The organism is Acinetobacter sp. YH18001, assembly GCF_013416975.1.
GTDB lineage: Bacteria > Pseudomonadota > Gammaproteobacteria > Pseudomonadales > Moraxellaceae > Acinetobacter > Acinetobacter pseudolwoffii.
The window spans coordinates 18,659-35,404 of record NZ_VPEU01000016.1 but is presented as its reverse complement, the minus strand read 5'-3'; the positions used below and the strand labels follow the sequence as shown (position 1 = coordinate 35,404).

Below are 16,746 nucleotides of genomic sequence, written 5' to 3'. Positions count from 1 at the left end.
AATAAAAAATATTCTTAATGTAATTTATATTTTGTGACCAAGATGTGACCATGGCGTGCCCACGACCTTATCCGTTGTTCTGAACTGTAATTACGCTCCACTGGTCAAGAATGTGACGGATTATACCGAAGAAGAATATCAGTCCATTCGGACAGAGTTACTCCGTAATACGCATGGTCAAAATCATTGGTTTATGATTGCCCATTTACTGGGTCACATTGACCCTACAGAAACCTTTAAAAGCTATATTCATCTGAGCTACCTGATCGCTGGGCATAAAATACTGCAATATCATCCAGACATAGATACTCAATTAGTAAAGAAGATGATGGGCTACCTACCTTCTTTCAAATTTTTAAACACAGTAAAAGATACTGCTCCATTCAATTTTGAAAAGCATGCTATTCATTTAAGTCAGGAGTTACTCAACGACCAAACTGACTGGTTAAAAAGCAACATAGAAGACATTCTGGATGAGGTTTCATTTAACTCACAGCCTCATGATTTTTCTAAATATTTCGCAGGAACAAAGGAATCCAAAATCTCATTTGCATGGTTTTTTAAGTGCCTAAATTTACTGGAAATTCATCATGATCCAGATCAGGTCTCACAGGAAATGAGCTTACCTATAGAACTGGTTGAGTACTGGTATAAAAATGCCAAACAACTGGGCCAACTCAAGTCTCAAAAAAACAACCCAAGGTTATTTGATCTCAACAACACGAATCATCTTGATAAACCTTTAAAACCCGCCATGATTGATACCATTGAAGAGTGCACAGCAAGGAACTATTTCTTTGAAAATATTTAAAATATCTTTGAAAAAAAACCAGATCAAATAAAAGCGGTGCTTGAGACATTTTTAAGTCGTGTTACGGTTTCGCATACTGGCATTCATTATCGATGGAATAAAATCGATCAATTGGAATCATTTTATTCCAAGGTAAAAGACCTGTTTCCCCATCAATTTTGGCATTTGCTTGGACAAGACTTGGTACAATTGCTAGATAAAAAGAAACAGCCTTTATTACTGAAGCTGGCTAAATCGAGCACAACAGAGCATCCTAAGACTCAAGAAGATTATGTTCGTCTCCAGCTTTACTCAACAAAAGATGCCAAAGCACTGGCCGCATTTAAATTCTGTTTACATTTAGCCTGTATCGGTAGACCACGATCTCTTGAACTTAAAGCTGAAGGTCTAAAAATAACTACATGCTGTTAAATAATTTAACCGTTGCTTCTTTATGTAAAGCCAAATTTAATATATTTAGTAAAAATTGAGTATCTGATCAACGATAATTAAATAGTATAAACTCTATGAATTAGCAGCGTCTGGAACAGGGATCGATCATGCATACAACATCAGAAAAAACTGCAAAACAGAAAATGATATTAGCTAAGGCAGTCTTAGCTGCTGCTGAACGACTTGGTCTTGCACAGGATCAACTAGCCTTAATACTCAGTATAGATTCGGTGAAAACTTTAACTTCTCTTGAATTAGATCCTACTTCAAAACAGGGAGAAATCGCCCTCACTTTAATCCGTATTACCACATCATTAGATGCTCTGACAGGTGGGGATACAGCCTGGATGCAGCATTTTATGAAATCACCCAATAAATTGATGAATGGCATTCCAATAGAACAGATTCAGAACCCTCAGGGATTGGCCTCTGTTTTACAATTGGTGGAAGGTCTTCGGGCTAAACTTTAAGATAAGCAAATTATTAGGCTATACACAGAAAAGTCTTTCAGAAAAGACTAAAGTGAATAAAACAACAATTTCAGAGATAGAGAATGGCCATTTTACAGGTTCATTTGACATATTTGAACGTGTGCTTGATGGCATGGGTTTACAATTCGAAATGAATAAAAAAAGTTTAACTTGCCCCAATGGGATGAAATTGAAGAAATATTTGCGGAATATGATGAATAAATTAGATTAGATCTATGTTCACATTTGATATCTACACCTAATAATGTAGGCATAGTTCCAATGGTCAGCGCTCTCCATTAGATTATGAAAAGGCTCATCAAAAGATTAATACCAGTCAGTTAAGGAAATTTGGATGAAAAACAAATCTAAATTTCCTTATATTTGAATTTAAATTGATCTAAATTTATGTCTTAATTGAGCATAATTTTAGTTTTTCAATTCTTAACTGACCGGCATTATGGTAGGTATCGGGCTTTCATCATTCAATTTAGGAAGCGAGTAAATTGCGCAAGACATAGTGCAAGATACCACCGGCCTTAAAGTACTCCACCTCATTCAAGGTATCAATACGACACAACACTTGAAAATGGCTACACGTACCATCGGTATGTTGCACATCTACTTTCAGCATTTGATGCGGATGAATATCATCCGACAAGCCTAAAATTGACAGTGTTTCATGTCCGGTCAGGTTCAAGATCTGCCGGTTTTGACCCTCTACAAACTGTAAAGGTAACACCCCCATGCCAACCAGATTGGAACGGTGAATCCGCTCAAAACTTTCAGCAATCACCGCTTTCACCCCCAACAGGTTGGTGCCTTTGGCCGCCCAGTCACGTGAAGAACCGGTACCATATTCTTTCCCAGCAATCATTACGAGTGGGGTTTGTTCTGCCTGATAGCGCATTGCCGCATCATAAATCGAGAGTTTTTCTGCACTTGGAATATGCAGGGTATTGCCACCCTCCTCGCCACCCAGCATTTCGTTTTTGATGCGGATATTGGCAAAGGTACCTCGCATCATCACTTCATGGTTGCCACGGCGGGAACCATAAGAGTTAAAGTCTTTTACCTCAACCCCCTGTTGCTGCAAATATCGGCCGGCCGGACTATCTTTTTTGATATTACCCGCCGGGGAAATATGGTCCGTCGTGACTGAATCGCCTAATATAGCTAAAATCCGTGCCTGTTTGATCGGCTGAATTGGTCGCACCGGCTGATCAATTTTTGCAAAAAAGGGAGGATGCCGGATATAGGTTGATTGTTCATCCCAAGCATAGGTTTGACTTTGTGGAATCTGGATCGCTTTCCACTTGGCATCGCCTTCAAACACTTCCGCATATTCTTTCTGGAACATCTCGGTATTCACGTTCTGTAGTGCGGCATCAATTTCCATCTGTGTCGGCCAGATATCTTTTAAATAAACTGCTTGGCCATCAAAGCCTTCACCTATCGGCTCAGCAGTGAGATCAGTTCGAATATTCCCGACCAGACCATAGGCAACTACTAAGGGTGGCGAGGCGAGCCAGTTGGTTTTCACCAAAGGATGCACCCGTCCTTCAAAGTTACGGTTTCCGGAAAGCACTGAGGCTACATTCAAATCAAAACATTGCACAGCTTCTTCAATCGCTTCAGGTAAAGGTCCCGAATTACCAATACAGGTAGTGCAACCATAACCCACCAGGTTATAACCCAGTTGATTCAAATAAGGCGTCAACCCTGCTGCATCAAGATAATCGCTGACCACTTTGGAACCTGGAGCCAGTGAACTTTTCACCCAAGGTTTTCGCTGCAAACCTTTTTCGATTGCTTTTTTGGCCAATAGGCCTGCTGCCAACATGACACTGGGATTCGAGGTATTGGTACAGGAGGTAATGGCTGAAATCACTACATCACCATGCTGCAACGGATATTTTTCACCATCAATCATACAAAAAGCATTTTCATGTGGCAGGTTGGCCTGTTTCGCTTCAACAGCCGTACCTCCCCCTCCTTCATTTTCCAGACGCTCTTTTTCTTCTTTGACCGGTTTCAAGGTCAGATCCATGAAGGCATGAAAGATTTTTGGCACTTGCGACAATAGCACACGATCCTGCGGGCGTTTCGGACCCGCCAGACTGGCTTCTACTGTCGACATATCTAAAGCCAGAGTGTCGGTAAAGACGGGTTCATCCCCCGGATTACGCCATAATCCTTGTAACTTGCTATAGGCCTCTACCAAGGCAATTCTTTCCGGCTGACGTCCGGTTAAACGTAAATAGGAAAGCGTTACCTCATCAACCGGGAAAAAGCCACAGGTAGCGCCATATTCGGGTGCCATATTGGCAATAGTGGCACGGTCAGCCAAGGGTAAATCGGCCAGACCATCGCCATAAAATTCGACAAATTTTCCAACTACGCCTTTTTGGCGCAGCATCTGGGTAATGGTCAGCACCAGATCAGTTGCTGTAATACCTTCTTTGAGTTTACCTATGAGCTTAAAGCCGATCACTTCTGGAATCAGCATGGAGATCGGTTGGCCCAGCATGGCCGCTTCCGCTTCGATGCCGCCCACTCCCCAACCTAACACGCCTAAGCCATTGATCATGGTGGTATGTGAATCGGTACCGACTAAGGTATCAGGAAAGGCAAAGCGCTGCCCATCGACCTCATTGCTCCAAACTACTTGTGCCAGATGTTCCAGATTAACCTGATGGCAAATCCCGGTTCCTGGCGGCACCACGCGAAACTGATTGAGCGCAGCCTGCCCCCAGCGTAGAAACTGGTAGCGCTCGCCATTGCGTTGCATCTCAATGGCGACATTCTGCTCAAAAGCTTGCGGGCTGGCAAAGTAATCGACCATCACCGAGTGATCGATGACCAAATCCACCGGTGACAATGGATTAATTTTTTCCGGGTCACCACCGGCTTTGGCCACCGCTGCACGCATCGCGGCAAGATCAACCACTGCGGGAACACCGGTAAAATCCTGCATCAGCACCCGTGCCGGACGATACTGGATTTCCTGTTCTGAGATTTGGTTGTTTAACCACCCTGCCAGCGCATGAATATGCTCGGTTTTCACCGTGAGCTGATCTTCAAAACGTAGTAAATTTTCCAGCAAGACTTTTAAAGATTTTGGCAGCCGGGACAGGTCGCCCAATTGCGCTTGCAATTTGGACAGGTTGAAAATCTGATAGTGTTCTGAACCGACGGTCAATGTTTCTAAGGTATTAAAACTATTGATATCACTATACTTGGCCATCTAGTTTACCTCCGGCTTGAGATGTTATTTTTATGATCACAGTCCACCACTTCTTTACTTACTGTATGCCAACTGCGCGGCGGGGTTGTTATTATTTATTATCGGATTGTGCTAGGCAGTTAAATGCAGGGCTGCCAGGAATTTTTGCCAGAGAGTTGTCGACAGTTCAGATCCGGCATCGACAATCTTTCTGCCAATTCCGTAAGGAGATAAGTTAAATTGAACCGCGTATTTTAACTGTATTTTCAGAATGATTTCAGATCACTACGTAGCTAGGGCTGTTTTACAGATCGAAATAATAAAATCATAAATGCTTTTCAAAAAAAAGAAACTAATATGTTTCTTATAGAACCTAAAAGAAATAAATGTGTCTACAATGAATGAATCTTTACTTCAGCAAATCAAAAAAAGACGAACCCTATTGGGCTTAAAGCAAGTTAATATGCAATCCCGTACCGGCATTTCAAGACAGCAGTACCAAAAACTGGAAAGTCAGGGCAATCCACGATTAGAGACCTTAGAAATTATCGCGGCAGGATTAAATGCTCAACTGATGCTCATTCCAGATGATAAAGTTCATTTAATCAGACAATTATTGAATGATGAAATTAAAATCACGATCGAAGATCAGGATGACTTAATGACCAACCCATGGAAGGGTCTTCTCGGAGATGAGGAATCATGAATCCTCTTAACGAGGTATTTTACCGGGTACTGACCATTATTAAAAAATTTATGCTTCATCCATAATCCATTCTTTAAAAAGAGCATCCTCGATTTCATAAGTACCATTTTCTGGTTTAAAAATAATTTGTTTTTTTGATAAAGAACGTAGGGCAGATTGAATACTTGATACTGCAATGCTGTCTACACCGATGGAGTCAGCAAGATGCTGTCTAAATTGAATACTATAAAGTTCAACTTGTGATTCAGCTATGGCTTTTAAGAGCAGCTGTTCTAATAACTTAAACTCTCCCCATAATCCTGAAAAGTCACGGTGCCCCATTGTATCGGCTATAAGCTGTTCCTTTGCAAAATCTATAGCCAGCATTGGGTTTAATGCTAAACGCTCAACCAATGACCTCACCAGTTGAGGACTTTGCTTCATATCTAAAAAAGCACACCATAAAATTTCTTTATCCAAACTACGTCCTGTTGTTTGATTAAATACATCTGCCAGATGATCTGTAAATGCTTTTGTTAGATTTGGAAAAGGTAAATTCTGCCCATAATGAAAAAATGGAGCACTACTCACAGAAAACATTTGTCTCAAGCCCTCTCGACTTGAACCAGTAAAAATTACCTTTATCGTTTCTTTATGCATATCTAAAGCAGTACGCAAACTGGCAATAGTTGTTTTATATTTTGAACTAGCTAAAGCCTGAATCTCATCAAGTAGCAATAAAATAGGTTTACCCTGCTGAGCCAGTTTTGTAATACTAGATAAAATACTGGAATTCACTTGCCCTTGTGCAAGAGTCACTTCGGCTTTTACACCTGCCACCTCTGTACTTAAAGAGCCAATATTTTTAATCCAATGATTGGCTTTACCAATCAAGCCATTTTGCTGTGAAAACTCATCAAGAGCTTTTACAAACTGTCCTTCACTATGCAGGCCTGCATCTAAAAAACTGAAATAAAAAACGCGCCATCCAAGCTGTTCTGCTAAGGGCGTAATATCTTTTCGTAAAAATTCAGTTTTTCCCATCCGGCGTGGGGCAAAAAAAGTCAGAGAACTAGCTAGTCCAGTCTCAAACATGCCTAAAATTTGTTTAGCTAGTTCTGTACGTGGAAAATGCCAAGGGTCATTGGAGATGCTACTCATTTTAATTACTCAGCAATGATTCTTTATTGCTATAGATTGTATTAGATTCCATTAGATTGTAAATGTCTAATTAGACTTCTTTAATCTAATAGGATCTAATCATCCAATAAAGCACCTTTGCACCGATCAACCGACACATTTTATAACTCCATTATTTTGTGGCTTAATAGCCATATCTAAACATAAGACCCAATATTATGGATTTAAGATTCAGAAAAACCTGAAGAAGTTGTTGCGTTTTATGTGAGAGGCTTCGTAAAGAACGACTTTATCTGGAAATAAATCCACGCTCAAAAAACTTAATGCTTACTATAATTGATGGGGTGAATATTGGCTTTGGGGTACACTGGTCTCCTCAACAGCAATCACAGGTCGACCATTAATTGCCTTTGAATACAGTGCTGAAGCGATCCGTAAAGGTTTAGAACGCTCCTCGTACCTACTCCCATTAAGAAGGTGACCCATTAAGAAAAAACTTTCCTACACAGCACATGGGATTACCAAGTCATATATATGATGCCTCACCCGATTGCTGGGCGTGCTCCAGAATTTTGATGGTTATTCAGTCCATCATTACCTACATTCAAACGCTCTAGTTTTCCAATTAGCTCAGGTTATAATAATGGTCACCCAAAATACGATTGATCTATTATGAACACCCCCAATGACCCTTTACACGGCAAAAAACTTGCTGACATTTTGGATGAATTATTGGATTACTACGGTGGCTTTGAAGGTTTAAGTCATAAAATTGAAATTAGATGTTTTTGCATAGACCCAAGTGTTAAATCATCATTGCGATTCTTGCGTACCACACCATGGGCACGTGAAAAAGTAGAAAGCTTATATTTGTACGTCTTACGCCAAAAGGCAAAACAGAAACCGTAGACCCAGGCCCCTCTCTCATCATCAAATTATACCAGTCAGTAAAATATTTTACATTAAATCATATATTTAAAATTAATATTATTTAATAAAATAAATCTCAGCGACTTTATCGAGATTGGAATCAGAGAGCTCGAGTCTCCTTTCCCGCTCCAGATTCAAAAAAGCCCTGATCGAAAGATCGGGGCTTTTTTTAGGCATTGCCTATTTTAACCAATAAACGCTGACCAGCCCGAAACGAGTGCTTAGTCAGAGTTTGTCTTCATTTAAAATTAGAAAGTGACCCGCTGATAATCACGATATTGCGGTGTCCAGAAATTATGCTCAATCGCTAACTGCAAGTCCTCAATACTTACTTTAGGCGCCACCCCATCCTCAATGGCAGCAAGGGCGACTTTCAACGCAATCTGCTTTGAAATAGACTGCAAATAATCGAGACTCGGCAATAAATCCGCTTGTGGGTCTTGCAACTTAGGCGAACAATCCGCCAGAGCATTACTAGAAGCCATCAGCATATTATCTGTAACACGCTTCGCACCCGAAGCAATCACCCCCAACCCAATTCCGGGGAAAATATAAGAATTATTGCACTGTGAAATATGATGGATTTTTTCCTGATAATTCACCGGTGCAAAGGGGCTACCTGTGGCAATCAGCGCTCTACCCTTAGTCCATTGCAAAATATCTGCCGGTACTGCTTCTACCTGTGAAGTCGGATTGGATAAAGGGAAAATAATTGGCTGCACGCTATTCTCAGCCATAGCTTCAACCACTTCCTGTGTGAATAATCCCGGTTGCCCCGAAACCCCAATCAGTACTGTTGGCTTAGCATGCTTCACGACATCTGTTAATGAAATCATGGCTTCAGCATCTGCCCAGCTTTCTACATGTTCAGCAGGCTGTGCCAATTTACGCTGAAAATTTAGTAAATTCGGCTGATTTTCAGTGATCAGACCAAAGCGGTCGACCATAAAGATTCGTGCACGTGCTTCGCTATCGCTCAAGCCTTCCGCAATCATTTGTTTAATGATCTGTTCCGCAATCCCGCAACCAGCTGAACCAGCCCCCAGAAATGCCACCACCTGATCTTTCAACTGCTTACCTGCTGCACGTGAAGCGGCAATTAAACTTCCGACCGAAACCGCAGCGGTTCCCTGAATATCATCATTAAAACAGCAAATGCGATCACGGTATTTTTCCAGCAAAGGCATGGCATTTTTCTGCGCAAAGTCTTCAAACTGAATCAATGCATCCGGCCAGCGCTGCTGAATGGCCTGAATTACCATTTCGACAAAAGCATAGTATTCATCGCCGCTGATCCGCGGTTCACGCCAGCCCATATAAATTGGATCATTCAGCAATTGCTGATTATTGGTGCCGACATCGAGAGTGATCGGCAAGGTATACGCCGGGCTGATTCCCCCACAGGCAGTATAGAGTGCCAATTTACCAATCGGAATCCCCATTCCGCCAATCCCCTGGTCGCCTAAACCCAAAATGCGTTCGCCATCGGTAATCACAATCACTTTCACGTTCTTTTTATTAATATTGTGAATAATCTGTTCGATCTGATCGCGATCCGGATAGGAAATAAAGATTCCGCGATGACGGCGATAAATATCAGAAAAGCGCTGACATGCCTCCCCCACAGTCGGGGTATAAATAATCGGCATCATCTCGCTAAGGTGATTTTCAATCAGGTGATAAAACAGGGTTTCATTGGTATCCTGAATATTACGCAAATAAATATGCTTGTTGATATCACTATTAAAAGCACAATATTGCTGATAAGAGCGCTGACTCTGCTCCTCGATGGTCTCGGTCACATGAGGAATTAAACCATGCAAATTAAAGCTTCTGCGCTCTTCTTCAGTAAATGCAGAACCTTTATTGAGTAACGGGAGTTCTAATAAGGTATTTCCGGCATACGGAATATATAAAGGGCGTTTACTGTTCAAATTTTCTCTGGGCATTATTTAACTCTTCTAATCAATCCTCGGCACTTCGCCGAAAACAATGACATCACTATCGTTATTTTATATAGCCTATCCTGATTTTAGCCTTTTGGGGTATTTAGTAAATTGATAATGCTTTTAGCAGGATTTTATAATCTGATAACGTAGCGTGATAGGAGAGATTTTGGTTAATTTTGTAATAAATTTCTTTTATCCATCAAAAATGCTTGTTCTATTTTAAAATCTCACTGATTTAAAATGGGTTATGGCCTATTTAAATAGTGTTGATCTTTTTCATACTGCTAAGGCAGAAGATTGATTTGACAAAAAGTTAAAGCTCATCAAGGATAAAGTATAAATTCAATAATATAAATGAGTATAAAAATGAGTGAATTCCAGCCCCTTTATCAAGCTGATATTTTAGGCATCGGCTATGAGCAAGCCACCTTGAGCTTTCCAGATGACTATGAGGGCAAAGTTGTAGCAACCCTGATACGTAAAAAAGCAGCGCAGCCTACTCCTAAAGCAGTTTTGTATATTCACGGATTTATTGATTATTTCTTCCAGACTGAAATGGCGGAACGCTTTAATCAGCAAGGTTTTGATTTTTATGCGCTGGATTTAAGAAAATATGGCCGTTCGATTCTGCCGCATCAGAACTATTATAATGTGCATGAGCTGTCTGAATATGATGCAGAAATTAGCCAGGCACTGGATATTATCGCAAGCGAGGGCCATGATGCTGCCCTGCTCTGTGGTCATTCTACCGGCGGCCTCATCACCACATTGTTCGCGGCACATCACCCTAATCATCGGTTAATCAAAGCACTCTGGGTCAACAGTCCATTTTATAACTTTAATATGAATCCGATAAAACGTGCGCTCGGCATCCCGCAGTTAAGCAAACTGGCGAAAATTTTTCCCGACCTTAAATTTCCGAGTGAGTTAAATAAATGGTATGCCACCAGTCTGCACAAGGATTTAAAAGGGGAATGGGACTTCAGTCTGGACTGGAAAAAGACCCGCTACCCAAGGGTACGGATCAGTTTTATTCGTGCCATCTATGAAGCACAAAAAGAAATTCATCGCGGCATCGAACTCGATATTCCGGTTCTGGTCATGCATTCGCATCAGACTTTATATCCAAAAAAATGGGGCAAGGCAGCGCAAACTAGTGATGTGATTTTGGGAGTTAAAGACATTCAGAAATATGCCAAAAAAATTAAAGCTGATGTCACGGTTCAAAGCATTCAGAATGGTTTACACGATCTGGTGCTTTCAGACAAATCTGTACGTGAACAGGTTTATCAGCAGCTGTTTCAATGGCTCAACAGCAAAGGACTATAATGCCGGCAAACAGGAAAGATGATTTTAGGCTCCTGTTTTCTGTTAAGTGTTTTGATTGAATAAAATGGCCCTCTTGAATGTAATCCGCAACCATCAGAAATACATGAATCCTTCGATTTTTTAAGCGCCAGTTAAATGCTTATTTCTCACGATAAGCTTCGATTAAATATAAAATTTAATTCCTATACTTCATATTCCAAATGTTGTCTTTTGTAGCAAGCGTGTAATCAAAGCACCACCTGTCTTTTTCCCTCTTTATAGTAGAGCTGACTGCTGAAACTGTAGCATTTTCAATTGAGAAAATAGGGTCAGCATGTACCAATAACAATCATATAAAGGAATAGATTATGCGTTATGCAGACCCCAATACTGACGGTGCAAAAATTCAATTTAAAGCCCAATACGACAACTTCATTGGCGGCGAATGGGTCGCTCCAGTTAAAGGCGAATACTTTGACAATATCTCTCCGGTAGATGGCAAAGTCTTTACCAAAGTGCCGCGCTCTTCTGTAGAAGACATTGAGTTGGCCTTGGATGCAGCGCACAAGGCCAAAGCACAGTGGAATACATCCTCAGCCACCACCCGTTCCAATATCCTGCTAAAAATTGCAGATCGTCTGGAACAAAATCTGGAACTGCTGGCGGTGGCAGAAACCTGGGACAACGGCAAGCCGATCCGTGAAACCTTAGCGGCCGATATTCCGCTATGTATTGATCATTTCCGTTATTTTGCCGGCTGTATCCGCGCTCAGGAAGGCGGCATTTCCGAGATTGATGAAGATACCATTGCCTACCATTTCCATGAACCATTGGGTGTGGTGGGTCAGATCATTCCGTGGAACTTCCCGATCCTGATGGCGGCCTGGAAACTCGCACCTGCCTTGGCAGCAGGCAACTGTATCGTGCTGAAACCTGCGGAACAAACCCCGGTCAGCATTTTAGTTTTAGCTGAACTGATTCAGGACATTTTGCCGCCGGGTGTACTGAATATTGTCAATGGTTATGGTATCGAAGTCGGTCGTCCACTCGCGACCAATCCGCGCATTGCCAAGATTGCCTTTACCGGTTCAACCGCAGTCGGTCAGCAAATCATGCAATACGCCACCGAGAATATTATTCCGGTAACACTGGAACTTGGCGGAAAGTCACCGAACCTGTTCTTTGCCGACATTATGGATCAGGAAGATGATTATCTGGACAAGGCACTGGAAGGCTTTGCCATGTTTGCTCTGAATCAGGGTGAAATCTGTACCTGTCCTTCTCGTGCCTTGGTGCAGGAAAGTATTGCCGATGAGTTTCTGGCGCGTGCGGTAGAACGGGTACAACGCATTAAAACCGGTCATCCACTCGATACCGACACCATGATTGGCGCACAAGCTTCGCAGGAACAGCAGGATAAAATCTTAGGCTGTATTGCCACTGGCCGCGAAGAGGGTGCGCAAATTCTGACCGGCGGTGAAGCACGTCAGGAAGTGGGACAAGGTTTTTATATTGAACCGACCATTTTCAAAGGCACCAATGACATGAAAACCTTTCAGGATGAAATCTTCGGGCCGGTGCTGGCGGTGGCGACATTTAAGGACTTTGATGATGCCATTAAAATCGCCAATGACACCATTTATGGTTTAGGAGCAGGTGTGTGGTCACGTTCAGCACACACCTCTTACCGTGCAGGACGCGCGATTCAAGCGGGTCGGGTCTGGACCAACTGTTATCATATTTATCCTGCACATGCGGCTTTCGGTGGCTATAAAAAATCAGGGATTGGCCGTGAGAATCACAGAATGATGCTGGATCATTATCAACAGACCAAAAACCTGCTGGTGAGTTATTCAACCAAACCGGCTGGTTTCTTCTAAGTATGAATTTTCTCAAAAGCGAACTGCGGTTCGCTTTTTTGTTTTATTCAAGTTTTTTAATATCTGGTAAATTTTTCTGCTCTTGATCGTTGACCAGCAAAATAAAAATCTGAAAATTACAAAAACAGGAATAAAACTGTATAAAAAACAAATTAATACTTTAACTTAGAAGGACTTCGCCTAAGTTTTTCATTTTTTATGCATTTTGACTGTTCAAAAAACCTGCATAAAGCCCTGGCTTTCATTTAAAGTCGGCTTTTCATGATTCCCAAGACTGTGTATAACATTGAACCACTATAGGGAAACTAATAAGCATAGGCAAAATTGCTTAAAAAGCGTTAGACTATGTACCCAATAATGTCATGATTCGGTCTGATCAAGATCAAAAAAGAAGGTGAAGGTTGATGCCGCTCAATACTGTTGAAGAGCTTGTAGCAGATATCCGTGCAGGAAAAATGGTCATCCTGATGGATGATGAAGATCGTGAAAATGAAGGCGACTTAGTGATTGCTGCCACGCACGTACGTCCTGAAGACATCAACTTCATGATCACCCATGCACGTGGTCTGGTCTGCCTGACTTTAAGCAAAGAGCGTTGCCAGCAGTTGAATCTGCCTTTGATGGTCGATGCAAACGGTGCCCAGCATGGAACCAATTTTACCCTGTCAATTGAAGCAGCCAAAGGTATTTCTACCGGGATCTCACCGGCTGAACGTGCGCACACGATTCAAACTGCGGTGGCTGCTCATGCCAAACCGGCAGATATTGTACAGCCAGGACACATCTTCCCGCTGATGGCGCAGCCGGGTGGCGTATTGCACCGTGCCGGGCATACCGAGGCAGGTTGTGATCTTTCTCGTTTAGCAGGACTGGAACCGGCTTCGGTGATTTGTGAAATCATCAATGAAGATGGCACGATGGCGCGCCGTCCGGATCTTGAAGTTTTTGCTGAAAAGCATGGTTTGAAAATTGGCACCATTGCCGACCTGATTCATTACCGCATGACCAATGAGCAAACTGTTGAGCGTCTCGATCATCAAAAACTCGACACTGAATACGGCACATTTGATTTATATCGTTATCGTGAACTGGGCAACCCGGATATTCATTTGGCCCTGGTCAAAGGCGAGCCTAAAGAAGGCGTGACTACCGTTCGTGTACATGGTTTTAATCCGACCCGTGATTTGCTCAAACTGAAAAAACAGGACGGCGAACCGGCCTGGAATTTAGACCGTGCACTAAAAGAAATTTCCAATAGTGATCGTGGTGTACTGGTCTGGATTGGGCAACGTCATTTACAGGATTTGGGTCCGGCTTTAGATACCTTAAACGCACCAAAAAATGTAAAATCAAATTCTGCACTGTCTCAGCAGTATCAGACCATTGGTGTCGGTGCACAAATTTTGCGTGATCTAGGCGTTGAAAAAATGAAGCTGCTCAGCTCTCCATTGCGCTTCAATGCACTATCAGGCTTTAACTTAGAAGTGGTGGAATACATCACCGCACAACAAACATCTTAAGAAATCATCGAGGTTGCTATGGCAGTTCGCCGTATTGAAGGTATGTTACATCTCGCGAACGAAGACCGTTATGCGATTTTAGTTGGTCGTTTTAACAGCTTTGTGGTTGAACATCTGTTAGAAGGTGCCATTGATACATTGAAACGTCATGGTGTATCAGAGGATAATATCACTGTTGTTCATGCCCCTGGTGCCTGGGAACTTCCTGTAGTTGCGAAAAAACTGGCAGCTTCAGATCGTTTCGATGCCATCATCGCGCTTGGCGCCGTGATTCGTGGTAGCACGCCTCACTTCGATTTCGTTGCAGGCGAATGTGCCAAAGGTTTAGGCGTGGTTGGCCTGGACACTGGCTTACCTGTCATTAACGGTGTACTCACTACGGACAGTATTGAACAAGCGATTGAACGCTCTGGAACAAAAGCAGGCAATAAAGGTAGCGAAGCTGCCCTGACTGCGATTGAAATGGTTAACTTGTTAAAGGCTATTTAACGCTATGTCGCAAACACTTCAAGCAACTTATGCAGCAAAACGTAAAGCACGTCGCTTTGCTGTACAAGGAATTTATGAATGGCAAATGAGCCACAATCCGGTGCATGAGATTGAAGCACGTACGCGTGTGGAAAATGCCATGCATAAAGTGGATCTGAGCTATTATCATGAATTGTTGACTCAAGTGGTTGCCAATCATGAAGCATTGGATGCGCTCTTAATTCCGGTACTCGATCGTGAACTTTCAGCACTGGATGGTGTTGAACTCGCAACCTTGCGTCTAGGCGCGTATGAACTCAAAGAACATCTTGAGATTCCATATCGTGTGGTTCTAGACGAAGCGATCGAGTTGGCTAAACATTTTGGCGGTGCCGACAGCCACAAATACATCAACGGTGTATTGGATCGTTTAGCGACAACTCTACGTGCAGCAGAAAAGCAACAAGCCAACTAATTAAAGTCGAATTGTTGTATGGCTGAATTTTCGATTATCGACACCTATTTCAATCGCAAGAATACCCATTCTGTCGATTTAGGCGTCGGTGACGATTCAGCCTTGCTCACCCCTCCGCCTCAGCAACAACTGGTCATCTGTGCCGATACACTGGTTGCTGGACGACACTTTCCTCTCGATACAAATCCGCATGCCATTGGCTGGAAATCGGTTGCTGTTAATCTTTCCGATATTGCCGCGATGGGTGCAAAACCGCATAGTATTCTTCTGGCATTGAGCCTACCCCAAATTGATCATGACTGGCTCAAAGCCTTTAGTCAGGGTTTGTATGATTGCTGCGATCAATTTGGCGTGAGTTTAATCGGGGGTGATACCACCCAAAGTCCGCATCTCACTTTATCTGTGACAGCCTTAGGCTGGGTCGATATTGGCCAAGCGGTGCCACGCTCAGGTGCAAAACCAGGTGATCTGATCTGTGTCAGTGGAACTGTCGGCGATGCTGCTTTTGCCTTAAATCATTTAGGTCATCCGCTACAGAAACGTCTGGACTATCCGACGCCACGCTGTCAGCTCGGTGCCGCCTTAAAAGGTCTGGCGCATAGCATGATTGATGTCTCGGATGGTTTGGCCCAAGATCTTGGACATATTCTTAAAGCCTCGCAAGTCGGTGCCAAGCTGCAACTGGAACACTTACCGATCAGTCCTGCCCTGCAGGCCTTAAGCGATGCACAAAAATGGCAGTATGCACTGGCCGGTGGCGACGATTATGAATTATGTTTTACAATAAGCCCGCAAAATTACGAAAAATTATTGCAAAAACAACTTGATGTTTCGATTAGTATAGTCGGCACAATTCAGCAGCAAGACGGCTTAACTTTTGAAAAAGATGGCGTAGATCATTTGCTTCAATTTAATGGGTATCAACATTTTGCATAAACCTGCGATCAATTTTAAAGCCATGTCATGGACCGACCGACTGATTGTGTTTATTGGCGTTGGCTTCGGCTCAGGACTGATGCCTAAAGCACCGGGGACCTTTGGTTCGGCCTTTGCACTTTTATTTATCCCGATTTGGCTGCATCTTGATTTTCTAAACAGTCTTTTTGCCATTGCCATCATGTCCCTGATTGGCATATATATCTGCGGGCATACTGCCAAGGTCATGGGCGTTCATGATGATGGCCGTATTGTCTGGGATGAATTCGCCGGACAATCCATCACATTTTTACCCCTGATCTATCTCGGCCAGATGAACTTTCTCTGGCTGCTGGTCGGTTTTGCGCTATTCAGATTATTTGATATCTGGAAACCGTGGCCGATTCGGGTCATTGACCGTCAGGTCGACGGCGGTTTTGGCATCATGCTGGATGACATCATTGCTGGCCTGTGGGCGGCTCTTTGTATTTTGATTTATTTTTACTTCACCGTGGCATAAGCCATATTTAGGATTAG

At 42.7% G+C, this 16,746-nt stretch carries 13 protein-coding genes and 3 pseudogenes; 13 read left to right on the top strand and 3 right to left on the bottom strand.

Annotated elements, in window-relative coordinates; all coding sequences use genetic code 11:
• Window positions 1-64: 64 nt before the first annotated feature.
• The 3 genes and pseudogenes from FTV48_RS14920 to FTV48_RS07205 form a co-directional block, all read left to right on the top strand.
• Window positions 65-1,222 (top strand): annotated as a pseudogene (locus FTV48_RS14920) (site-specific integrase); the annotation flags it as partial.
• Window positions 1,223-1,350: 128 nt separating this feature from the next.
• Entirely contained in the window at window positions 1,351-1,713 is a 363-nt protein-coding gene (locus FTV48_RS07210) for an MbcA/ParS/Xre antitoxin family protein (protein WP_179999841.1), read from the top strand.
• Window positions 1,673-1,935 (top strand): annotated as a pseudogene (locus FTV48_RS07205) (helix-turn-helix domain-containing protein). The gene FTV48_RS07210 and the pseudogene FTV48_RS07205 overlap by 41 nt, the downstream one beginning before the upstream one ends.
• Window positions 1,936-2,203: 268 nt before the next feature.
• On the opposite strand, the gene acnA reads toward FTV48_RS07205, so the two are convergent.
• Window positions 2,204-4,960 (bottom strand): aconitate hydratase AcnA, encoded by a 2,757-nt coding sequence (acnA, locus tag FTV48_RS07200; RefSeq protein WP_179999839.1) that lies wholly within the window; start codon window positions 4,958-4,960, stop codon window positions 2,204-2,206.
• 376 nt (window positions 4,961-5,336) lie between these two features.
• Here acnA and FTV48_RS07195 point away from each other — a divergent pair, with 376 nt between their 5' ends.
• Window positions 5,337-5,645, top strand: a complete 309-nt coding sequence (locus FTV48_RS07195; protein ID WP_005173768.1) for a helix-turn-helix transcriptional regulator — start codon at window positions 5,337-5,339, stop codon at window positions 5,643-5,645.
• A 48-nt stretch (window positions 5,646-5,693) separates the two neighbouring features.
• Here FTV48_RS07195 and FTV48_RS07190 read toward each other — a convergent pair whose 3' ends face one another.
• A complete protein-coding gene (locus FTV48_RS07190) occupies window positions 5,694-6,785 on the bottom strand; it encodes an ATP-binding protein (protein ID WP_074383713.1) in 1,092 nt (363 codons plus the stop codon).
• A gap of 346 nt (window positions 6,786-7,131) precedes the next feature.
• On the opposite strand from FTV48_RS07190, the pseudogene FTV48_RS07185 reads away from it, so the two are divergent.
• Together FTV48_RS07185 and FTV48_RS07180 are read left to right on the top strand one after the other, a co-directional pair.
• Window positions 7,132-7,321 (top strand): annotated as a pseudogene (locus FTV48_RS07185) (type II toxin-antitoxin system HipA family toxin); the annotation flags it as partial.
• A gap of 115 nt (window positions 7,322-7,436) precedes the next feature.
• The gene (locus FTV48_RS07180) at window positions 7,437-7,673 is read left to right on the top strand and encodes a VF530 family DNA-binding protein (RefSeq protein ID WP_179999837.1); all 237 of its coding nucleotides are present in this window, start codon (window positions 7,437-7,439) and stop codon (window positions 7,671-7,673) included.
• 269 nt (window positions 7,674-7,942) lie between these two features.
• On the opposite strand, the gene FTV48_RS07175 is transcribed toward FTV48_RS07180, so the two are convergent.
• On the bottom strand, window positions 7,943-9,643 hold the full coding sequence (locus FTV48_RS07175) for an NAD-dependent malic enzyme (RefSeq protein ID WP_005094687.1): 1,701 nt from the start codon (window positions 9,641-9,643) through the stop codon (window positions 7,943-7,945).
• Between the two features lie 366 nt (window positions 9,644-10,009).
• Here FTV48_RS07175 and FTV48_RS07170 point away from each other — a divergent pair, with 366 nt between their 5' ends.
• From FTV48_RS07170 to FTV48_RS07140, 7 genes are all read left to right on the top strand, one after another.
• Entirely contained in the window at window positions 10,010-10,972 is a 963-nt protein-coding gene (locus tag FTV48_RS07170; RefSeq protein ID WP_179999835.1) for an alpha/beta hydrolase, read from the top strand.
• A gap of 347 nt (window positions 10,973-11,319) precedes the next feature.
• The gene (locus FTV48_RS07165) at window positions 11,320-12,831 is read left to right on the top strand and encodes an aldehyde dehydrogenase family protein (RefSeq protein ID WP_005094691.1); all 1,512 of its coding nucleotides are present in this window, start codon (window positions 11,320-11,322) and stop codon (window positions 12,829-12,831) included.
• A gap of 404 nt (window positions 12,832-13,235) precedes the next feature.
• Window positions 13,236-14,351, top strand: a complete 1,116-nt coding sequence (gene ribBA, locus FTV48_RS07160) for a bifunctional 3,4-dihydroxy-2-butanone-4-phosphate synthase/GTP cyclohydrolase II (protein WP_100535343.1) — start codon at window positions 13,236-13,238, stop codon at window positions 14,349-14,351.
• 18 nt (window positions 14,352-14,369) lie between these two features.
• Window positions 14,370-14,840, top strand: coding sequence for a 6,7-dimethyl-8-ribityllumazine synthase (ribE, locus tag FTV48_RS07155; RefSeq protein WP_004280926.1), 471 nt, complete (start codon window positions 14,370-14,372; stop codon window positions 14,838-14,840).
• A 4-nt stretch (window positions 14,841-14,844) separates the two neighbouring features.
• Entirely contained in the window at window positions 14,845-15,294 is a 450-nt protein-coding gene (nusB, locus tag FTV48_RS07150; RefSeq protein WP_004728813.1) for a transcription antitermination factor NusB, read from the top strand.
• A gap of 18 nt (window positions 15,295-15,312) precedes the next feature.
• A complete protein-coding gene (gene thiL, locus FTV48_RS07145; RefSeq protein ID WP_179999833.1) occupies window positions 15,313-16,230 on the top strand; it encodes a thiamine-phosphate kinase in 918 nt (305 codons plus the stop codon).
• Window positions 16,208-16,729, top strand: a complete 522-nt coding sequence (locus tag FTV48_RS07140; protein ID WP_159516583.1) for a phosphatidylglycerophosphatase A — start codon at window positions 16,208-16,210, stop codon at window positions 16,727-16,729. Before thiL ends, FTV48_RS07140 begins: the two co-directional genes overlap by 23 nt.
• The last annotated feature ends 17 nt before the right edge of the window (window positions 16,730-16,746 follow it).